The sequence below is a fragment of the Cupriavidus sp. 01L45 genome (assembly GCF_056399885.1).
In genome coordinates this window covers 1-21007 of record NZ_JBFTSG010000027.1, presented here as the reverse complement: position 1 = coordinate 21007, position 21007 = coordinate 1, and the positions used below count along the sequence as shown (strand labels likewise).

Below are 21007 nucleotides of genomic sequence, written 5' to 3'. Positions count from 1 at the left end.
CTCCTGTCACCTCGCCGCCGCGCGCGGGGGCTGGCCTTGCGCCGCCGCCCGTTGCCGTGCTGGGCTGATCCGCAGCCCTGTCTTTTCCGGCTTTTTCCGGTCTTATCCTGCTCCGGCCTTTTCCCTGACTGGCGCCAGGGCGCAATTCGCGCCTGCGTGACGCCGGGGCGCGCCGGAGCCGATCGATTTCCCGTGACAGGTGAATTTCATGGCTTTGAACAAAACCGCCCTGAGCGCGTATGGCTCGACCACGCTCTTCGTGCTGTTATGGAGCAGCGGCGCGATCTTCGCGCGCCTGGGGCTTGAATATGCTTCCGCTTTTGCCCTGCTGGTCGCGCGCTTCGCGCTCGCGCTGGCCGTTCTTCTGGTACTCGCGGCATGGCGCCGCCGCTGGTTGCCCGCGGCGGGCACGCGGCTGCAAGTGATAGCGGCGGGGCTGCTGCTGACCGGTGCGTACTCGATCTGCTACCTGCTGGCGCTGGCGCGCGGCATTACGCCTGGCGTGCTGGCAACGGTGCTGGGCGTGCAGCCGATCCTGACCCTGCTGCTGGTGGAGCGGCGCTTTTCAGCGCGCCGCCTGGCCGGCCTTGCCGTGGCGCTGGGCGGACTGGTGCTGGTGGTCTGGCAGGGCATCGGCATGGCGCGTTTTTCGGCGCCGGGCATGGGCTTCGCGCTGGCGGCACTGGCCTGCATGACGATCGGCGCCATCCTGCAGAAGACCATCCGGCAGGCGCCGCTCGACGTGCTGCCCTTGCAGTACTGCGCGGGGTTGGCGCTGTGCCTGTTGTTCGTGCCGTTCCAGCCGATGGACGTGATGCCGGCGGCCGGCTTTGTGTTGTCGCTCGCGTGGCTGGCGCTGGTGATTTCGGTAGGCGCCACGCTGCTGCTCTACAAGCTGATCCAGGCGGGCAGCCTGGTCAACGTCACCAGCCTGTTCTACCTGGTGCCGGCCGTGACCGCGCTGATGGATTACCTGTTCCTGGGTAATCGCCTTGCCGCGTTGAGCATGGGGGGCATGGTGGCGATCGTGCTCGGGCTGGTGCTGGTGTTCAGCGAACAAGCCGGCGAACAAGCGCGCGCCCGGTAACGAAACCGGCCCCGGCCGCAAACGCGCCTGAAGGCGCGCAGCGGGCCGGGGCCGGCTTTGCGAAGCGGGGCAGCGTATCAGGCGTGCGCCAGCATCGTCTCCGGGCGTTGCGTTGGCAAGACCAGCTCGGGCACGGCCTGGAACAGCGGTGCGGCGACGGTGCCCACCTCGAAACGCGCGGGCGCTTCGCGGGCCAGGCGGCGCAGCCGTTGCAGCCGGGCTTCCAGGCCAGCGTCGGGCTGTGTGTCGAGGCAGAGGGTGGACGGGCACGCCACACCGAGGATATCGAGCGCCTGCCTGAAGTTGGCGGGCGTCAGTCCCTCGGCGGGGTTCACCGCTACCGCGTGGGGACGCAGGTGCGCGTATTGCTCGCCTTGCATCGATGCGGTGTCGCAGGTCAGGATGGCGAAGGCCGGCGGTGCCGGGCGGTGCGCAAAGTAAGCCGCGATGCGCGCGGCGTGGCCGCCGGGCACATCGGGCGTCATGCCCTCGACCTGGAGATCCAGTTGCTGCAGGATGGCGGCGGGAACGCCGCGGCGCCATGCCTCGGAGATCACCACGCGGGCACCGGCCAGGCCGAACAGCCGCCGCACAAAACCGAGGGCGACGGGATCGAAGAAGCGGACGTCGCGCAGGGTACCCGTATCGGGGATTCCGCCCAGCCGAGCCTCGGAGCGGCTCGAATAGAGGACACCGGGGACGTCGAGCATGATGAGGCGTTCTGACATGATTTCCTTTGGTTGCAGCGCCTGGTTGGCACGTTTGAAGATTACGACGCAACCACGGAAATCTGGAGAGGCACGGAATGCCTAAGTTGCAACATATCTGTAACTTGAGATGCGACTTGGTAAAAATCAGCGATTCGCCCGACCGATATGTTTCGGCAAGAAACAACTTGGCGGGGCGATCCACTTCCGGCAGCCGGTTTTCACGAAGCCGCACACCTTGCGCTACAGCATGCCGGTGGCCGCGGACAGCCGCTCGACGCTCCAGCCCTTGCCCAGCAGGATCATGCGCGTGTGCAGGTCGTCGTGAACCTGGCTGCTGACCGTGCGCCCGAGATAGGTCAGGGTCTTGCAGCGCAAATCCACATAGCCCAGCTCATAGTGCCGGGACAGCGCGTGCCACAGCGCGTTGGCGCCGGGCGACTGCCGCGCGCCGCTCATCAGGCAGAGGCCCGCATCGAGTCCCCACCGGTAGATTGCGGTGGCCAGCCCGCGCCGCTGGTAGGCCGTCTCGTATTTGGAGTGCGGTGCGCGCAGGTGGGGATCGGCGCTCCGGCCTACCTCGATCAGCCGGTTGAAGACGGTGTAGCCGGCCAGCCGCTTGCGTGCGACGTCTTCCACATAGACGTAGTACTCGCCGTCGGCCTCGCGATAGCGGATCACGAGTCCGGGCGAGTCCGTGGCGACCTCCGGGATATCGTGCAGGCGGTCGCCCGGCCGGTGGAGGCGGCCGTAGATGGAGCCGAACTCCTGGTTGAGCTCGGCGGGACGGTGGCTGACATCGATGCGCAGTTCCAGCTTGCGCGCGAGCCACGGGAAGGTCATGACTGGGGCCATGATGGCCATGGCAATCTCCTCGCTGCCATGCGCCCCGGGCGGGGTGCATGGGGGTTCATCATCGGTCCAGGTAGCGCAGGCGCTAAACGGGCATGTGCTGGAAGCCCCGTGCCAGGGCAAACACCACGACCATGAAGAAGACCAGGATCAGCAAGACTTTGTAGAACATCGCTTTACCTCCGGAGAAAGGATCAAGGAAGGGATTCAGGCGGGACGCCGCGTCACGCAGGGCCGTGCGCGCGCGGCGGCATCTCAGCGCATGGCGGGTTCCTCCCACCAGCCGCTCACCAGACCCTCGGGCTTCGCCGCGGCAAGCACCTTCGCGCTCGCCGGCCAGGCATCGACCCTCACATCCAGTCCGGCGTACACGCCATAGCCCGCGCCCGCGCGGATTTCGTCCCGCGCCTGCAGGCCCTCGCCGGCCTTGATGGCGCATTCGGCGAGGATGGCCTCTTGCGCCTTGATGCCCCAGCCCGCTTCGAGATGCATCCCGGAGCGGATCGAGGCGCCGCACTCGATGCCGTGGCCGGCGCGAATGGTGTGGCGCGCATCGAGCGTGCCGCCGGCGCGAATGCTCTTGCCGCAATGGATGGCGGCCTGCGCAATCAGGTCGTGGCCAACCAGCGCGCAGCCGGACAGCGAGATCTTGCCGCCGCAAAGCACATCCCAGCCCGCCTTCAGGTTGCCGCCGCCAGTGATGGCGTCGAGCACGTCGATGCCCCATGCGGCCTTGATATCGCCGGCGGTTTCCAGCACGCCGCCGCAATGGATGCCACCCGCGGCCACGATGTCCGCGCCGGCCACGATGGCGCGGCCCGCGCGGATGCCGCCGCCGGCCTGGATGGCACCGCCTGCCCTGACCGTGGTCTCCACGTCGATGCCGCCGCGCACCAGCAGCGAGCCGGCAAAGACCACGGCCTCTGCGTCGATGGCATCCACGGCCAGTACGGCATCGGTGGGGCCGAACTGCGTCAGCAGCCAGCAGGCGTCGTCGACGCGGCCGGCTTCGACGAGGGCGTCGAGCAGGCGCTGGTAGTCGCTGCCGTCCTGGCGGTTACGGACGAACCAGCGGTAGCCATCGGCGCAGGGGCGCTTGGCTTTGACAAAATTCTTCGTGAGCTCCATGGCGATATGGGCGTGCGTGATGAATGCCGCGGACGTGCCGCGGCAGTGGAATGGCGTGCAAGGCCATGACGGGGCAACGGCTTTGCCGGTGCCCCGTGCTCAATCAGAGATTGATGAGAAGGTAGACGGCGACGACGGTGCCTATCGCACAAAGGGTCTTGTGATAGATCGAAGACGAAGACATTGGCTTTCTCCCAGGTTGCACGTTGGACAAGGGGCACGATGGCGCCCTCAGGCAAAGTGCCGTGCGGGGAAAGTCAGGACCGGGCTGGTGAGTCCTGGTTTCCCCGCACGGCCAAGAGAAGCACGGCGGCGAAACCATGGAAGTAGGCCGCGGCCGTTGTGGCGCGGCACGAGCGCACGCCGCCCCGTGCCGAGCACGCACGCAGGGCCGCGGCATGCATGGCATGCCGGCGGATTGCGTTGAGGTGCGGGACGAGGAGCATGTGGTCTCGGATGAAGGGTAGGAAATTCTGCCAGGAGCGCTGTGTGTTTACAGGCAGCAACATCTCTTATGCCATATCGGGACGGCCTTGTCCAGCCAGCCGCCCTGCGCATCGCTTCCGGACCGGCGCCTGCCGCCTAGAATGAATGCTCCCCGAACTCACGGGAGATCTCATGCATCTCGAAGGTTCCTGTCATTGCGGCGCGGTCAGCTTCAGCCTGGAGTCGGACTCGCCCTATCCCTTCATGCACTGTCACTGTTCGATCTGCCGCAAGACGGCTGGCAGCGGCGGCTATGCCATCAATCTGGGCGGCGACGCGAGCACCCTGAAGGTTCGCGGCAAGAAGCATATCGGTATCTATCACGCCGTGATACGCGAGCCGGGCCAGCGTGCGCGGCGCTCGCAGGCGGGGCGGCATTTTTGCCTGAAATGCGGCAGCGCACTATGGCTGTGGGATCCGCGCTGGCCGGAACTTGTGCATCCGCACGCGTCGGCGATCGACACGCCGCTGCCCAGGCCGCCGGAGGTGGTGGAAGCCGCGCTGGACTATGCCGCGCCCTGGGTTGATGTGCCCAAGGGGAGGGGCCATGTGCATTGCGGTACCTGGCCTGCCGAGTCGCTGGCGGAGTGGCACCGGCGCAAGGGGTTGCAAGGCTAGACGGGCGCTTGACCGGGCGGCTGTCAGCCGCGCGCCAGCATGATTGCGGCGGTGGCGATCAGGCACACGGCGAACAGCGCGCGCAGCCGCCGTTCCGGCATGCGGTGGGCCAGCGCCACGCCCCACGAGATGGTCAGCATGCCGCCGAGGGAGAGCGGCATGCCGCTGGCCCAGTCGACATGGCCGGCGTGGGCGTAGGTGGCCAGTGCCACCACCGCGCCGGGCGTGACCAGCGCCAGCGCAAGGCCTTGCGCCGCCGCCTGCCGGTAGCCGAACAGTCCCACCAGGGCAGGTGCGGCCACCACGCCGCCGCCGACACTGAAGAACCCGGAAAATGCGCCGCCCACCGCGCCGAGCGCCGGAATCCAGCGCGGTGACAGGCGGCTTTGCTGCACCGTGGCAGCGCGCCCCGGCAGCAGGCGCCACAGGAAATAAAGCGCCAGCCCGATCATGAAGCAGGCAAAGATGCGGCGCAGCAGCACGGCATCGATGGCGGTGGCGAGGCGCGCGGAGGCATAAGTGGCCACGACCGCCGACAGCCCGAGTACGGCCGCCGTGCGCAGGGCGATGTCCGCGCGCCGGCGGTATTGCCAGAAGCCGATCACCACATTGGGCGCGATCATGACCAGCGCGGTGCCCTGCGCCAGTTGCTGGTCCATGCCGTAGAGCAGCCCCAGCGCAGGAATGGCGATCAGGCCGCCGCCGATGCCGAATAGCCCGCCGACGGCGCCCAGCAAGCCACCGAGGCCAAAGATCAGTGCGGAAGACAGCAGGGAATGGTCAGGCATGAGGATGGAAAGCTGGGGGGGCGCAAAGAGCGTGCACTGCATGGGGGCGTGATAACGTCCGCCGGGCCGCCGGAACAGGGAAAAGAGCAGCGGAAAGCGCGCAATGATACGTGGGTTTGGCGAGCGTCGGCGGTGTGGCTGGATTTGTGCTCTATACGACGGCTTTGTCAGGGTTTTCCCTCGAAATTGCCATGTTCCGGTGCTTTCGTCAGTTTTATTTGCTTCCGTGAAAGCCGTTTGTAATGCAGTTCAGTTTGAATGCGCTCGGAAGATCTTTTGCCACCGCCGGATACCGGCAAGAACGCGGCCGGTTCCACGGAGATACGTGAATATTCGCTATCTCGGTGCACCGATCGGCGGGCATGGTCGTTTACCGCACACTAAAGTCGAACCGAGCCAGATTGATCGTGTCTTTTTCCATTCCTCGTTTCCTGCTGATCAGCCTCTTCAGTGCCGCAGCGGGCGCTGCCATGGCCGGCTCGGATGTGCCGCAAAGTGCGCCCCTGCCAATGGATGGCCCCTGCGTTGCGCCGCCGTCCAAGGCAGCGCTGACCATTGCCCAGGTGCGCCTGGATGCGATGCGCTGCAACCGCGACATCATCGCGGCGCGGCGCGGCGAGGAGGCCAGCCAGGCCGATATCCAGATTGCCTCGCAGCGGCCGAACCCGGTGCTCAGCCTGGGTGTGGCCAATATCAACCCCCACCTCGGCGTCGGCGCGGGCAGCCCGCGCAGCAAGACGGTCGATTCGACCCTGCGCGTGGACCAGACCATCGAGACGGCCAACAAGGGCGGATTGCGCGCGGATACCGCGCGCGCCAACAACCGCGCTGCCGGCGAAGTGCTGCAGGCCGTGATCACCCAGCAAACCAGCGCTGTCGAGCAGGCATTCTATGAAGCGCTGGYGAGCCAGGAACGCGTCGCCGTACTCACCGAGACCCTGGCCCTCTATGGCCGCACCCAGCAAGCCAATGAGTCGCGGCTGAAGGCGGGCGACGTCTCGCGCGCGGATGTCAGCAAGCTGCAGCTTGATGTGATGCGCGCCCAGACCGACATGCGCAGCGCCATGGCCGACCATGCGAGCGACAAGGCTGCGCTGGCGCAGGCGATCGGCGTGCCCGGCACGCTGGCCAGCAACCGCCTGGTGGCCGATTGGCCTGCCCTCGATGTGCCGGTGCCGGAACCCGATGCCGATACCGTGCAGCGCCGCCCCGACGTGACCGCGGCCGAGGCCCGCCTGGCCGCCGCCGCCAGCGCGCGCGATCTGGCCCGCGCCGGCCGCGTGCCCGACGTTACCGTTGGCGCGCAGGCTGAGCACTACCCCACCTCGCCCTCCAACCAGACCGGCAGCGGTAACAGCTTCGGCGTGTTCGTGTCGATCCCGCTCTACGTGCGCCACAGCTTTGGCGGTGAAGCCCGCCGCGCGGAGGTGGATTACTACGCCGCGCTGGACGATCGCAACCGCGTGCTGCTCGAAGCGCAGAACGAACTGGAGCGCTCGCGAAACCAGCTCGAAGCCGCGCGCCTGTCGCTCAAGCAGATGATGGAAGGCGTGGTCCCGACCGCGGAAAGCGTTGCCGGCAGTGCCGAGTTCGCTTACTCCAAGGGCGCCAGCAGCGTGCTCGACCTGCTCGATTCGCGCCGGGCGCTGCGCCAGACGCGCCTGGATGCCGTCACCGCCCAAGGCGAATTCGCCAAATCCCTGGCGGCTTATCGCGCCGCCCTGCAGTCCTCACCCAATTCCCAGGTTCGTACCGATGTGCCGCGTCCTTAATTCCGTGTCTGTTCCGATGTCCGCTTCGATGTCCGCCTCGATGACCGCTACGCCTGCCTCGATGTCCCCCGCCCGTGCCACGGCCCGCCACGGCGTTGCCGCGCGGCTGGCCGCGTTTTCGCTGGTTGCCCTGGCACTGGCCGCCTGCGGCAAGCAGGAAGCCCCGCCCCCCAACGACGAGCCCAAGGTCAGCGGCAATACGATTGAATTCCCCGCCACGGTCAGGACGCTGCCCGGCATTACGGGCCAGGCCGTCAAGAGCGGCGGCGAGCGCATGCTGAGCCTGCCCGGCCGCCTGGTGTGGAACGAGGACCGCACCGTGCGCGTGACGACGCCGTTTGCCGGCCGCGTGACCGAGGTACTGGTGCAGCCGGGAAGCAATGTGAAGGCCGGGCAGTCGCTGGCCACGCTGACTTCGACCGACTTCGGCATCGCCCAGGCCGATGCCCGCAAGGCCGCCGCCGATTCCGCCTACGCCGGCAAGGCGCTGGCGCGCCAGCGCGAGTTGTACAACGCCGGCATCGTGGCGCAGAAGGAACTGGAGCAGACCCAGGCCGACGCCGCCCGTGCCAGCGCTGACCTGCAGCGCACCCAGGCCGCGCTGCGCCAGTACGGCGCCGCTGCGCAGGGCGAGGGCGCGAGCAACCGCTTTGCCTTGCGCACGCCCATCGATGGCCTGCTGGTCGAGCGCAATATCAATGTCGGCATGGAACTGCGTCCCGACCAGCAGCCCACCGCGCCGCTGTTCCTGGTGACCGATCCCAGCGAGCTGTGGGCGCAGGTCGATGCCGCCGAGTCCGACCTGGCGCTGTTCAAGCCCGGCGTGACCGTGCAGCTCGTCTCCAGCGCTTACCCCGGCGAGACCTTCGCCGGCAAGGTGATCAAGGTGGCCGACTACGTCGACCCCGCCGCGCGCAGCATCAAGGTGCGACTGTCAGTGCCCAACCAGGACCGCCGCCTGAAGGCCGAGATGTTCGTCACCGCCAAGCTGCAGGCTGCCTCGTTCCAGGGCATCAGCGTGCCGTCGAAGGCCGTGTTCCTGGCCGACAACCGCAGCTACGTGTTCGTGCGCACCGCGCAGAACCATTTCGAGCGCCGTCTCGTCAAGCTGGGCGTGTCGTTGCCCGGCATCACCGAAGTGGTCGAAGGCCTCAAGGATGGCGACATGGTGGTGATCGAAGGCAACCTGTACCTGCAGGACATCTTGCGCGACGCCACCGCGGTCAACGCGGCCCGCGCCAGCGAAGCCAGCAGCGCCAGCGCGAAGCAGTGAGGAAGACCGCCACATGATTTCGCGTATCGTCCATTTCGCGCTGCACCAGAAGCTGTTCGTCTGGCTCGGCCTTGCCATCTTCATCGGGGGTGGCCTGGCGGCCTTCAAGAACCTGCCGATCGAAGCCTTCCCGGATGTCTCCGACATCCAGGTCAACGTCATCACGCTGTACCCGGGCCGTGCCGCCGAGGAAGTCGAACGCCAGGTCACGATCCCGATCGAAACCGCGCTGGCCGGCACGCCGAATTCCGTGCGGGTGTTTTCGCACACCCAGTTCGGCCTGTCCTTCCTGATGGTCACCTTCAACGACAAGGCCACCGACGTGGTGGCCCGCCAGCAGGTGATCGAGCGCCTGCGCGGGGTCGACCTGCCAGACGGCGTGCAGCCCGACCTGGCGCCGCTGTCCACCGCCATCGGCGAAATCTTCCGTTTCCGCCTGACCGGCAAGGGCTACACCGCGCAGGAACTGCGCACGCTGCAGGACTGGGTGGTGGAGAAAAATCTGCGCCAGGTTCCCGGCGTGGCGGATCTGGTCACCATTGGCGGCACCATCAAGCAGTACGAGGTGAACCCCAACCTGGCGAGGATGCGCGACGCGAAGATCTCGCTGTCGCAGCTCTTCACCGCCCTGCAGCGCGCCAACTCCAACGCCGGCGGCGGCGCCGTCGCGCACGGCCGACAGCAGTACCTGCTGCGCTCGCTGGGCAGCTTCTACACCTCGGCCGATATTGCCAACGTGGTGGTGTCGGAAGTGAACGGCACGCCGATCCTGGTCAAGGACATCGCCGATGTGCGCATCGGCTCCGCGCCGCCCCAGGGCCTGATGGGCCAGGACGACGAAGATGACATCGTCTCGGGCATCGTGGTGATGCGCAAGGGCGAGAACCCCTCGCTGGTGCTGGAAGCGCTCAAAAAGAAGATCGACCTGCTCGACAGCACGATCCTGCCCAAGGGCGTGAAGATCGTGCCCTACTACGACCGCTCCACGCTGATCGACAAGACCTTGCACACCGTGTTCGGCAACCTGGTCGAAGGCGCGCTGCTGGTGATGGCGGTGCTGTACCTGTTCCTGGCCAATGTGCGCGCCGCGGCCATCGTGGCAATCGTGATCCCGCTGGCGATGCTGTCCACCTTCATCGGCCTGACCTGGGTGGGCATCCCGGCCAACCTGCTTTCGCTCGGCGCGATGGACTTCGGTATCATCGTCGACGGCGCGGTGATCGTGGTGGAGAACATCTTCAAGCGGCTGGGCGAGTTGAAGGAAGCGCAGATCAAGGACAGCCGCGCGCGCCTGCACGCGATCCTGCAAGCCACCACCGAAGTGGGCCGCCCGACAGTGTTCTCGATGATCATCATCATCGCCGCGCACATCCCGATCTTTACCCTGCAGCGCCACGAGGGCAAGATCTTCGCGCCCATGGCCTACACCGTCACGGGGGCGCTGGTCGGCTCGCTGATCATCTCGCTGACGCTGGTGCCGCTGCTGTGCCACCTGCTGCTCACGAAGAACATCGCCCACGAAGACAACTTCATGGTGCGCCACAGCAAGCGTCTCTACGAGCCGATGCTGGCCTGGGCGCTGGACCACAAGCGCACCGTGGTGGGCGTTGCCCTGGGTTTGCTGGTGGCTACCGTCGGCGTGGGCAAGTTCCTCGGCAGCGAGTTCCTGCCCGAGTTGGACGAAGGCTCGATGTGGGTCAGCTTCGACCTGCCGGCTTCGGTTTCGACCAACGAAGCGCGCGAACAGGCCAAGCGGTTGCGCGGCGTCATTCGCCAGACGCCCGAGGTGAATACCACCATCTCCAAGGTGGGCCGCCCCGACGATGGCACCGATCCCAAGCTGATCAACACCGTTGAAATCCTGGTCGACCTGAAGAACGACAAGCAATGGCGCGCGGGCTACGACAAGCGCAAGATCATCAACGAGATCAACCACAATCTGCGCCAGCTGCCCGGCATCGAGCCCAATTTCTCGCAGCCGGTGCGCGACAACATTCTTGAGAGCATCTCCCAGATCAAGGGCCAGATCGTGATCAAGGTGCAGAGCGACAGCCTGCAGCAGAACAAGCGCGTGGCCGACCAGATCCTCGCCAATGTGCAGTCGGTCAAGGGTGTGATGCGCGCCTTTATCGACCGTGACGGCGAGCTGCCGCAGTACGTGCTGGACTTCGACCGCGCCCAGGCCGCGCGCTACGGCATCAACGTGGCCGACGTGCAGGACCTGATGGAAACCGCGCTGGCCGGCAAGGCAGCCACCGAGCTGTGGGAAGGCGAGAAGCACTTCAGCGTGGCGGTGCGCCTCAAGCCGAACGAGCGCGAGCTGCCCAACCTGCCGAATATCTTCATGCAGACCGCCGACGGCGCGCAGGTGCCGCTGTCGCAGCTGGTGCACTTCCGTGCCGCTTCCGGCGCGATGAACATCAGCCGCGAGAACGGCCAGCGCACCACCTCCATCGGCATCTTCATCCACGACCGCGACATGGGCAGCGTGGTGAAGGACATGCAGGCGCTGGTGGCCAAGAACGTCAAGGCCGACGACGTCAAGATCAGCTGGTCCGGCGAGTTCGAAAACCAGGAACGCGCCATGGCGCGCCTGTCGATCGTGGTGCCGCTGTCGGTGCTGGTGATCTTCCTGCTGCTGTTCAACGCCTTCAAGTCGTTCAAGAGCGCCACGCTGATCATCTCGAACATCCCGTTCGCGCTGATCGGCGGCGTGTTCGCACTGTTCCTCACCGGCATTCCGCTGTCGGTGTCGGCGGCGATCGGCTTTATCGCGCTGTTCGGCCAGGCCGTGCTCAACGGCGTGGTGATGGTGACCTACTTCAACCAGTTGCGCGACGAAGGCATGCCGGTGCGCCAGGCCGTGCTGACCGGTTCGATGGACCGCCTGCGCACGGTGCTGATGACCGCGTTGCTGGCCATGCTGGGCTTGTTCCCGATGGCCATCTCGCGCGCCATCGGCTCGGAAACCCAGCGCCCGCTCGCCATCGTCATCATTGGCGGGCTGATCACTGCCACCATGCTGACGCTGATCGTGCTGCCCACGCTGTATGAGTGGATGGTGGGACGCACCTGGCCGGATGAAGAAAACGGCAACGGGAGCGATAACCGGCTTTCGGATTCGATGCCGGCCTGATCGACGGGCGGCTCCGGCCGCCCGCGGCCTCGAAAAACCCGTCACCCTGGTGGCGGGTTTTTTTTATCGGCTTTCGCTCGGCCGATGCTGCCCGCGAGACGCTCCGCAAGCCGCTCGCGTGGTGAAGGCGTTCAATGGCCAGCCGGGCTGGTGTTGGCGCGGAGCGTTCAATCAGATGGCGGGACAGGCGCTTGCTGCCATTACAGGTTGCGCATCGCGCGGCTGCAAATGCGGCGGGTGGCGGCCGCCGGTTCGCCTTGCTGCCAGTGCAGGCACAGTGCGCGGACCCAGTCTGGACTATCCTTGGCAGCGTCGTTGAGCCAGTTGGCCACCGAGTCCTGTACATAGGCCGAGGTGTCGGCCTTCAACGGTTCCAGGAGCGGCAGGGCTTGCGCCGGATTCTTCTTCAGCGCGGCGATGTGCGCGCACCACACGCCGCGCGGGCGCAACGCTTCGCTGGCAAAACGGCGCAGCCTTTCCGACGGTGCGGCGGTCCAGGCGGCCAGCAGGGCGATGCTGGCATCGAGGTCAGCGGCGAGATGCGGCCGCATGGCCATCCAGGCCCATTCGCGCACGCCGAAATGCGGGTCGTCGGCCAGCGGCCGGATGGCCGCGAGCCGCTGGCTCAAGTCCGGTCCCGGCTGCATGCCGGCCATGAAGCAGGCCCAGCCGCGCACGGTGTCCGATGGATGCGCCTGGCAGCGTGCGATGCCCACGGGGCCAAGCTCTTCGAACAAAACGGTGCCGATGCTGGCCATGCGCTTGAGGATGCCAAGCTGGCAGGCGGCTTCGGCCTGCCGGATGGCGGGTGGCGAGAGCTCTGGAAGCACGGCTCGCAACAGCGTGGCCTGATTCAACGCCAGGCCTTCGGCCAGCGTGGCGCTTTGCAGTTCGCCACGCTCCAGCGCGGCCAGGATGTCGGGTGGAATGTCCGCCGCCCGGCTGGCGCCCTTGCGTGTTGTCGGTTGCGTCATGCAGGATCCCCCGGCATGGCGCTGCGGCTGGCAATGCCCGCGGAGACCTTGTTCAGCAGCCCGGCGAGCAGCTTGCGCTCCTGTGCGGACAAGTCGCCAAACAGGCTGGCGATCCAGCGGCCGTGTTCGTCGAACACGTTCCTGGCGACTTGCTTGCCCCTGGGGGTCAGCCGGATGGTCAGCGCGCGCCTGTCCATGCTGTCGGCGTGGCGTTCGATCAGCGCCTCGCGCTCCAGCCCATCGAGCAGGCCGGTGATGGTGGCGCGAGTCACGCCAGCCTGCCCGGCGAGCACGTTGGGCGCCAGTCCGTCCTTGGCCGCGTCCAGCAAGAACAACAGCACGAAACGGCCTTCGGACAGCCCATGCGGTGCCAGCAGCGCCGCGCAGTCGCGGTCGATCGCGGACGCCAGCGACAGTGCCTGGAAGCACAGCCGGATGCTGTCCAGATCGGGTAGTTGGCGTCGTCTGGCTGCGTCCAGCAGGGCCAGGTATTTCTGTTCGAGCGTATTCATAGTGGCGCCATATTATTATGGCGCCTAACTAAGTGACAAGTGCGCTTGCCTTGGCTGCCATCCGGTCGACCAGCAGCACAATGCCGGCGCCGATCACCGTGGCCGCCACGCGGTCCGTCAGCATTCCGCCATCGGCGGGCCGGCTTGCCCCCATGATCATGACCATCAGCGGGGTCATCGCGGCCGAATAGACGAGGTAGTTGCGCAGCCGCAGCAACGGCCGGATGCCCGCCAGCCATCCAGCGTTGAAAGCGACGACCCGGGAAGGGAGCTGATGGCCCAGCAGCAGGGCCGCGCCGATCACGCCGAGGATGGTTCCGGCCACGCGCTGCGTCATCTTGACGGAGAAAAACCAGCAAGTTGGCCTGATCGTGCGCGGCGTCCTGGCGCTCGGCCGCCGGTTGCGCGCGGAGCGCCCGGACGGATCGGCAAGCCTCGCGGCAATCAGCCTGCTGCGTACGCTGAAACGGACGGGCTCGGTCCCCGTGTCGCGCCTGGCCGCTGAAGAGCGCCTTGCGCCCCAGTCCCTCACCCGGCTGATCGCCGAGCTGGAACAGGCGGGCTGGATCCAGCGCGAGAGGAATGAAGCCGACCGGAGGGAAATCCTGATCTCGCTGACGCCCAAGGGCGGCGATGTGCTGGCCAACGATATGCACGCCCGCACCGTGTGGCTGGAGGAGGCCCTGGCCGCCGCGCTGGATGACGGCGAGCGTGATGCACTGGGCAAGGCGGCGCACGCCATGCTCAAGCTGGCCGCGCACGATGCCACGGTGCCAGCCCCGGATGCGGGGGAGGAGCGGGGCGGTTCCTGAGCGGCCGGGCAGCCAGCGAGGTGCTCAGGGTGGCTTCGCCGCGTGCTACTCGCCGGACCTGCGCGCCATGAAGTCCCGGGGCGCCTTGCCCAGCGCGCGCCGGAACATGGTGGAGAACGCACCGGCATTGGCATAGCCGGTCTCGGATGCCACATGCGCCAGCGGCTTGCCCCGGCTCATCAGGTCGACGGCGTGCGCAAGCCGCAGCTGCTGGCGCCACGCGGCAAAGCTGGTGCGCAGCTCGGTGCGGAACAGGCGCGCCAGGGTACGTTCGCTGGCGCCCGTCAGTTCTGCCCATTGCGCCAGGCTCAATGCCGAACCGGGCTGCTCCATCAGGGCGTCGCACAGTGCCTTGAGGCGGCGGTCGGTCGGCAGCGCGAGCCCCGGCCAGAGGGTGGGGGCGGCACGCAGTTCCTCGATCAGCAGGGCGGCGCTCAGATGGCGCCGCCGCTCGGACAGGCTGGCGGCTTCGGTCAGGGCCATCATCAGGTGGCGCATCAGTGGCGACACTTCCAGGACTGAGCACGTGGCGAGCGACAGCGGCGACGCCGCCGGCAGCACATAGCAGGCGTGGAGCGCGGCCTCGCCCAGCGTGACCACTTCATGTTCCACGTCCGGCGGTATCCATACCGCGCGCATGGTCGGCACCACCCAGGTGGTCCCCGCCGCGGTCACGCGCATGCTGCCGCGCAGGGGACAGGAGACCTGCCCCCACGAATGCCGGTGGCGGCGAATGATCGCGTTGGGTGGTGGCAGGCGCAGGTGCACGATGACCGGCTGCCCGGCGGTGGGCTCTGTCAGCGGGACAGGCTGGTAGGTGGTGCGTGGCATCCGGTGTTGCTCCTTGTCGCCGCCGATGTCCGCATTGGCCGCGCTTCGCGGCGGTGGCTGAAATTCGTAAGAAATTGCCCGAGAAGTGTAACTCAGCCACTTCGTGCCGCCCTACGATGACGCTCATCGCATCGGCACCACGGAGTTCCTTAGCATGAGCAATAGCAGCCGGCCTGGCTTGTCGCCCCCCGCCACTCTTCCCGCCAGTCTCGCCGGGCAGGCGGCTTCCGCGCCAAAGGCGGGCGCCGGTACCGCGCCGGCCGGCAAGCTATCGGACAGCGTGCGCGCCGCCACGGTCATTGCCCTGTGCGTGGCGGCGGTGTGGCTGGCGGGACGCGCCACCGGCGCACCCGACGCGCTCGTGCTGGCGGCCGCGCTGGTGCTGTCGACGGTGTGCTGCTGGGCGCTTGGCGTGTTGCCGGAGCCGGCCACCACCCTGCTGTTCTTCCTGTGCGCCATCCTGCTGCATGTGGCGCCGGCTTCCGTCGTGTTCTCGGGCTTCGCCTCCACCGCGTGGTGGCTGATGTTCGGCGGCGCCGTAACCGGGGTGGCCTTGCGCCAGACCGGGCTGGCGCAGCGGCTGGCGGCTATTATTTTCCGCGGCCGGGTGGGCAGCTACCGGCAGGTGATCGGCACCGTGGCGCTGAGCGCGGTGGGGCTGGCATTCCTGATGCCATCGACCACCGGGCGTGTCCTGCTTCTGATGCCGATCGTGCTGGCGCTGGCTGACCGGCTCGGCTTCGCGCCGGGCTCCAACGGCCGCATCGGCATGGTGCTGACCGTGGCGGCGGCCAGCTATATGCCGCCCACCACCATCCTGCCGGCCAATATCCCGAATAGCGTGCTGCTCGGCGCGGCGAGTTCGCTGTATGGCGTCAACCTAAGCTACGGCAGCTACCTGTTGCTGCATTTTCCCATCCTTGGCGTGCTGAAGACCTTCATGCTGGTCTGGCTGGTATGCCGGATGTTTCCGGAGCACGGGCCGATCGCGGCACTGCCCCACCAGGAAGCGGGCGCGCCGAGCCGCCAGGAAAAGCTGCTGGCGGCGATCCTGGCGCTGGCCGTGGCGGGGTTTGCCACGGATACCCTGCACGGCATCTCGCCTGCCTGGATCTCGCTGGCTGCATGCATCGTCTGCCTGCTGCCTGGCGTGGGCCTGGTGTCCTCGCGCATGCTGGCCGAGCAGGTGCATCTCACGCCCCTCATCTATGTAGCAGGCTTCCTTGGCCTGGGCGCCGTGGTGGAGTCGACCGGGCTGGGGACGGCCATCAGCGCGGCGCTGCTGCGCTGGCTGCCGCTCTCGCCGGGACATACCGCTGCCAACGTGGCCGCGCTGGGCGCGGTCGGGGCGAGCCTGGGCCTGATGACGACGCTGCCCGGCTTGCCGGCGGTGCTGACGCCGCTGGCCAGGCAACTGGCGCAGGCCACGGGTTTGTCGCTCGAAGCAGTGCTGATGCTGCAGGTACCGGTGTTTTCGACGGTGTTTTTCCCCTACCAGTCGCCGCCCATCGTGATTGCGATGCAGCTCGGCGGGGTAGGGCTGCGCGAGGGCACCCGGCTGTGCCTGGCACTGGCCGCGCTGACCTTGCTGGTGCTGTTGCCGCTGGACTATTTCTGGTGGCGGGTGCTGGGCTACCTGCCGTGAGCGCCGCCAGCAAGCTTGTGCCCTCTGAGACATGATTCCGCCCTTCGACATCTGGTTAACCCGGATCGCCGGGCAAGCCGGGATTCGGGCCTTTGCCCACGGGGGCCGGCCGCGCGTCGGCCTGTCCGTAGCCGCTCGCTCGTAATTCGCCGCGGAACGCCGGCCGGTGCGCCGAACGCCCGACCTATGCCATTCCCCAGGGCATGGCCGGCCGGCGTCGGCTGGTTTTTTTTGCTCTCTGCCGGTAATGACTTGTGTTCATGTCAACCGGAAGTATTACTATTCGTTACGAAGTATTACGAGGCGATACGTTTACCCGGAGGCTCTGCCAGGCCGCCGGCCATGCCTCGTGATCCGGGCCCGGCAGGGCCGCAGCTTGCCGCCTGGCAAGCGCGGACGTGTCGATCGCAAGGGCAGCGCACCACAAGACCGGGCACCGGCTTTGCTGCATTGGGTAACAGGAGAGCGTCAAGTCGTGCAAGGACCAATCTCGAGCCTTCAATGGCTATCGGGGCTTAGTGCCAAGGGATTCTTTCTGGATCTCGGACCTTTTTTCTATTTTCGTTATCTGGGGGCTCTCGCTGCGCTGTCGGCTTTCTGCCACCCGCCGGGCGGCAGAAAGTGGTGGCTCAGGCGTATCAAGCTGATTGGAAGCTCGGCATTCCGCCATAAGGCGGTACGCAGCTGGCTACAAGCGGTGAGTTCCTGCGCGCTGATGCAGCGCGTCGCCCTCGCCAGGCCCGCACTGCTGGAGCGTCCATATCGTCCGCTCGGCGCATATGGGCTGCGTTTCCGCGAGCGCATGCGTATCGTGCTGGAGCACTACCGGATTTTGAATACGCTGGTGCCATTGGCGCTTAACGAGCGGATCTACCTGGGCGGCGGCCTCGAATGCCCGGTGGGCGAAGGGCGGTACGCACTGCACCTGGCCGACTCCGGGCCCAATCCCAAGGAAGGCGAACTGGCTTTCTACTGGCGCGATACGGCCACTGGCGTCTGCCTGAGCCAGCTTAGTTTCTATCTGGTGCAAGGCAAGACCGGGCCGGAGATCTTCGTGGGCGGGCTGCAAGGGCCCATGGGCGAAAACAGCCGCGACCTGATCCGCGAAGCGACCAAGGCCTGCGAAGGCCTGCGTCCCAAGGATGTGGTGATGGAGGCACTGCTCGCCTTTGCCGCCGCGCTGGACGTGCAACGCATCGTGGGCGTTTGCAGGAACAACCATGTGGGGCGCCAGCGCCATACCCCACGCGAGATCCTCTGCGACTACGAAGGGTTCTGGATGGAGTCGGGCGGCGAGCCGCTGGCCTGCGGCAATGTCGCGATGCCGGTCAGCCAGCCGCGCCGCGATGTGATGGAGCTGCCGTCCAAGAAGCGCTCGGCCTACAGGCGCAAGCTGGCACAGGTCGAGTCCATCCAGGCGACGGTGCGCGACTGGCTCGCGGCGCCCGGCGCGGTACCGGCCATGACGCCGGCGCCGGTCCTGACGCAAGTCATTGCGCCGGCAGGCCCCGAGGCGCTCGCGGCGTAAAAGAGGGGGGCGACAGGCCCGCCGGGGATGCAAACCAGAAAAATGCAGGCAGCGCGGGATTTCGTCCCGCGCTTTTTTTTCGTCCGTCTTGCAGTAAACCCCAGTAGTCTAGGTTTATAGACCTTATTAAAGTAGGTCGCTTCCATATAGCGGCGGCGCGCTGGCGCCATGCCCGCCGTCACCGCAGATGCCGAACCCAGCTTTCACCGCCTTGCCTGTCAACAGCGATCTCCTTTCCCGCAGCCGTCAGCCGGTCTACCTGCAGCTTGCCACTATCTTCCGCCGCCATATCGAAAGCGGCGAATGGCGCCAGGGCGCGCGCATTCCGTCGCTTGAACAACTCTGCCGCGAGTTTGGCGTGGCGCGCATGACCATGCACCACGCACTCTCGCTGCTGGACGAGGAAGGCCTTCTGACCCGCGAGCGCGGGCGTGGCACCTTCGTCAAGGCAAGCTGCCGTGAGCGCCGCGCGCTGAAGCTGCCAGTCAGCTGGGACCAGGTGGTTGCGGTTGGCGAGCAGCTCGATACCGAAGCGCTGTCGGAATCCGTCGGCACCGTGCCGTTGCCGGAAGACCTCGGCATGCCCTGCCGCGCGGCGCGTGCGCCGGGCTATCACTTCCTGCGCCGGCTGCACCGGATCGAGCAGCGCCCCTTTGCGCTGGGCGAGGTTTTCATCGAAGCCAGCGTGTTCGCGCGTAACCCCGAAGCCTTCCGCCACGGCCCATCGGTGCCGGTGCTCGACCGCTTCCCGCAACTGAAGGTCACAGCCGCCAGGCAGCGCCTGTCAATCATCGCGGCGGGCGCGGAATCGGCCGCCCGGCTGGCCTTGCCGGTTGGCGCGCCGGTGGCCGAGCTGCGGCGCTACGCCTGCGTCGACAGCGTGATCGTCTACTACGCGCGCATCGAATTCCCGAGCGAGTTCGTGTGCCTGGATTTCGACCTGCTTGCGCCGGGCGCGCAATGCTGATGCCAACTCAATTACCTGCCAACTGGAAATCAACAAGATGCAGACTACCGACCGCAACCAAGGGAACCATGCCCGCCAGGCAGACAACGGGCAGGGCGAGATGAACGGCGCCGAGAGCCTGGTCAGGACGCTGCTGGCCTGCGGCGTGGACACCTGCTTTGCCAATCCAGGCACCAGCGAGATGCATTTCGTCGCCGCGCTCGACCGGATTCCCGGCATGCGTTGTGTGCTGGGCCTGTTCGAAGGCGTGGTGACGGGCGCGGCCGACGGCTACGCCCGCATGGCGGACAAGCCGGCCGCCACGCTGCTGCATTGCGGCCCGGGCCTGGCCAATGGCCTGGCCAACCTGCACAACGCGCGCCGCGCGCAGACGCCGGTGATCAATATCGTTGGCGACCAGGCCACCTACCATCGCCCGCTCGACGCGCCGCTGACCGCCGACACCGAAGGCTGGGCGCGTCCCGTCTCGGTCTGGACCCGTACTGCCACGCATGCCGCTTCGGTAGGTGCGGATGCCGCCACTGCGGTACAGGCCGCATGCGCCGCGCCGGGCGGGGTGGCCAGCCTGATCCTGCCGTCCGACGTCTGCTGGGATGCCGGCGGCAAGGTGGCCGCGCCGCTGGCGCCGATTCCCCTGCCCAAGGTCTCCCCGGATGCCATCGGGCAAGCCGCGCGCGTGTTGCGCTCGGGCCAGCCCACGCTGATCGTGCTGGCCGGCACCGCGCTGCGCGAAGCCGCGCTGGCCGACGCGCACCGCATTGCCGCCGCCACCGACGCCCGCCTGATCACGCCGATGTCCAACGCGCGCGTGACGCGCGGCCGCGGCCGCTTCAATGTGGACCGGGTGCCGTACTCCGGCGACGCATCGCTCGCCAAGCTGGCCGGCATCCGCAATGTGATCCTGGTAGGCGCGCCGCCGCCGGTTACCTTCTTCGCTTACCCGGGCAAGTCGCCGCGGCCCTACCCGGAAGATGCGGAAATCCATGTGCTGGCGCGTCCGGAACAAGACCTGGCGGAAGCGCTCGCGCGCCTTGCCGACGAACTGGGTGCGCCGGCGGTTTCGCTGCCGGCCTCCGTGTCCTCGCACGAGATCGCCAAGGGCGCGGTGACTTCCGAAGCCGTGGCGCAGACATTGACTGCGTTGTTGCCCGAGCAAGCCATCGTGGTGGAAGAGAGCGTCAGCTTTGGGCGTGCTTTCTATCCGGGCACCGTGCATGCCGCGCCCCATGACTGGTTGCAGCTCACCGGCGGTGCGATCGGCGATGGCCTGCCGTTGGCCACCGGTGCCGCGGTGGCGGCGCCCGGACGCCGGGTGGTTGCGTTGCAGGCTGACGGTTCCGGCATGTATACGCTGCAATCGCTGTGGACCATGGCGCGCGAGAAGCTCGACGTTACCGTGGTGATCCTGGCTAACCGGAAGTATGCGATTTTGCTGGGGGAGCTGGCCGGGGTCGGGGCTAGTCCGGGGAAGACTGCGCTCGATATGCTGGATATCGGGAATCCGGATCTGAACTGGGTGCAGTTGGCTAATGGGATGGGGGTGGAGGCTGCGCGGGCTGAGGATATGGGGCGGTTTGCGGAGTTGTTTAGTATGGCGAATGCGCGGTCGGGGCCGTTTTTGATTGAGTTGGTGATTTGAGGGTTTGAAATTCAAATTCAACTGATTAAGTTCAAAGGCTTAAAGGCTTAAARGCTTAAAGTCAAAGGCAGTTTCACCTCCCCTTCGGGGAGGCGACCTACTTTYTTGTCTTGCCAAGAAAGTAGGCAAAGAAGCGCGCCGGATGGGGCGACCCCCCCCTCGTCGGCAGACAAAAAGAGCGGCCGGGACCCAAACTCGCATCGCCTTAAGGCGATACTCAAACATGGGTCCCTCTTTTCCGCTCTTTTTGCC

The 21007-nt window shown here is 66.8% G+C and carries 18 protein-coding genes; 10 read left to right on the top strand and 8 right to left on the bottom strand.

Features of this window, described 5'->3' with window-relative positions:
• The first annotated feature begins 208 nt into the window (after window positions 1–208).
• Window positions 209–1087 (top strand): DMT family transporter, encoded by an 879-nt coding sequence (locus AC1DT6_RS19190; protein ID WP_441637228.1) that lies wholly within the window; start codon window positions 209–211, stop codon window positions 1085–1087.
• A gap of 77 nt (window positions 1088–1164) precedes the next feature.
• On the opposite strand, the gene AC1DT6_RS19185 is transcribed toward AC1DT6_RS19190, so the two are convergent.
• The 3 genes from AC1DT6_RS19185 to AC1DT6_RS19175 all read right to left on the bottom strand — a co-directional run bounded on the left by AC1DT6_RS19185 (window position 1165) and on the right by AC1DT6_RS19175 (window position 3774).
• The gene (locus tag AC1DT6_RS19185) at window positions 1165–1815 is read right to left on the bottom strand and encodes an HAD domain-containing protein (protein WP_441637226.1); all 651 of its coding nucleotides are present in this window, start codon (window positions 1813–1815) and stop codon (window positions 1165–1167) included.
• Between the two features lie 222 nt (window positions 1816–2037).
• Entirely contained in the window at window positions 2038–2658 is a 621-nt protein-coding gene (locus AC1DT6_RS19180; RefSeq protein WP_441637224.1) for an N-acetyltransferase, read from the bottom strand.
• Between the two features lie 243 nt (window positions 2659–2901).
• Window positions 2902–3774: a hypothetical protein gene (locus AC1DT6_RS19175; RefSeq protein ID WP_441637222.1), complete on the bottom strand. Its 873-nt coding sequence runs from the start codon at window positions 3772–3774 to the stop codon at window positions 2902–2904.
• Window positions 3775–4392: 618 nt separating this feature from the next.
• Here AC1DT6_RS19175 and AC1DT6_RS19170 point away from each other — a divergent pair.
• A complete protein-coding gene (locus tag AC1DT6_RS19170) occupies window positions 4393–4878 on the top strand; it encodes a GFA family protein (RefSeq protein ID WP_441637221.1) in 486 nt (161 codons plus the stop codon).
• A 23-nt stretch (window positions 4879–4901) separates the two neighbouring features.
• On the opposite strand, the gene AC1DT6_RS19165 is transcribed toward AC1DT6_RS19170, so the two are convergent.
• Entirely contained in the window at window positions 4902–5666 is a 765-nt protein-coding gene (locus tag AC1DT6_RS19165) for a sulfite exporter TauE/SafE family protein (protein ID WP_441637219.1), read from the bottom strand.
• A gap of 509 nt (window positions 5667–6175) precedes the next feature.
• Between AC1DT6_RS19165 and AC1DT6_RS19160 the strand changes: the two genes are divergently transcribed.
• From AC1DT6_RS19160 to AC1DT6_RS19150, 3 genes are all read left to right on the top strand, one after another.
• Complete coding sequence (locus AC1DT6_RS19160; protein WP_477114820.1) at window positions 6176–7438, top strand: TolC family protein; 1263 nt, start codon at window positions 6176–6178, stop codon at window positions 7436–7438.
• A 61-nt stretch (window positions 7439–7499) separates the two neighbouring features.
• Window positions 7500–8711 carry an efflux RND transporter periplasmic adaptor subunit gene (locus AC1DT6_RS19155; protein ID WP_441630954.1) on the top strand — a complete coding sequence of 404 codons (1212 nt, stop codon included), beginning with the start codon at window positions 7500–7502 and terminating at the stop codon, window positions 8709–8711.
• A 13-nt stretch (window positions 8712–8724) separates the two neighbouring features.
• Window positions 8725–11847, top strand: coding sequence for an efflux RND transporter permease subunit (locus AC1DT6_RS19150; protein WP_035870375.1), 3123 nt, complete (start codon window positions 8725–8727; stop codon window positions 11845–11847).
• Window positions 11848–12047: 200 nt separating this feature from the next.
• Here AC1DT6_RS19150 and AC1DT6_RS19145 read toward each other — a convergent pair whose 3' ends face one another.
• From AC1DT6_RS19145 to AC1DT6_RS19135, 3 genes are read right to left on the bottom strand one after another with little or no spacing between them, the layout of a single operon-like run.
• Entirely contained in the window at window positions 12048–12821 is a 774-nt protein-coding gene (locus AC1DT6_RS19145; protein ID WP_441630896.1) for a DNA alkylation repair protein, read from the bottom strand.
• A complete protein-coding gene (locus AC1DT6_RS19140) occupies window positions 12818–13333 on the bottom strand; it encodes a MarR family winged helix-turn-helix transcriptional regulator (protein ID WP_441630898.1) in 516 nt (171 codons plus the stop codon). The genes AC1DT6_RS19145 and AC1DT6_RS19140 overlap by 4 nt, the downstream gene beginning before the upstream one ends.
• Window positions 13334–13361: 28 nt before the next feature.
• Window positions 13362–13670 carry an FUSC family protein gene (locus AC1DT6_RS19135; RefSeq protein ID WP_441630899.1) on the bottom strand — a complete coding sequence of 103 codons (309 nt, stop codon included), beginning with the start codon at window positions 13668–13670 and terminating at the stop codon, window positions 13362–13364.
• A 1-nt stretch (window position 13671) separates the two neighbouring features.
• Between AC1DT6_RS19135 and AC1DT6_RS19130 the strand changes: the two genes are divergently transcribed.
• Window positions 13672–14145, top strand: a complete 474-nt coding sequence (locus AC1DT6_RS19130; RefSeq protein WP_441630901.1) for a MarR family winged helix-turn-helix transcriptional regulator — start codon at window positions 13672–13674, stop codon at window positions 14143–14145.
• Between the two features lie 45 nt (window positions 14146–14190).
• Here the strand turns inward: AC1DT6_RS19130 and AC1DT6_RS19125 are convergent, their stop codons facing one another.
• Window positions 14191–14976, bottom strand: a complete 786-nt coding sequence (locus AC1DT6_RS19125; RefSeq protein WP_441630903.1) for an AraC family transcriptional regulator — start codon at window positions 14974–14976, stop codon at window positions 14191–14193.
• A 154-nt stretch (window positions 14977–15130) separates the two neighbouring features.
• Between AC1DT6_RS19125 and AC1DT6_RS19120 the strand changes: the two genes are divergently transcribed.
• From AC1DT6_RS19120 to AC1DT6_RS19105, 4 genes are all read left to right on the top strand, one after another.
• Window positions 15131–16621, top strand: a complete 1491-nt coding sequence (locus AC1DT6_RS19120; RefSeq protein ID WP_441630905.1) for an SLC13 family permease — start codon at window positions 15131–15133, stop codon at window positions 16619–16621.
• Window positions 16622–17156: 535 nt separating this feature from the next.
• Window positions 17157–18149, top strand: a complete 993-nt coding sequence (locus AC1DT6_RS19115; RefSeq protein ID WP_477114819.1) for a DUF535 family protein — start codon at window positions 17157–17159, stop codon at window positions 18147–18149.
• A gap of 187 nt (window positions 18150–18336) precedes the next feature.
• Entirely contained in the window at window positions 18337–19116 is a 780-nt protein-coding gene (locus tag AC1DT6_RS19110; protein WP_441630907.1) for a GntR family transcriptional regulator, read from the top strand.
• Between the two features lie 100 nt (window positions 19117–19216).
• Window positions 19217–20755: an acetolactate synthase large subunit gene (locus AC1DT6_RS19105; protein ID WP_441630958.1), complete on the top strand. Its 1539-nt coding sequence runs from the start codon at window positions 19217–19219 to the stop codon at window positions 20753–20755.
• Window positions 20756–21007: the final 252 nt, after the last annotated feature.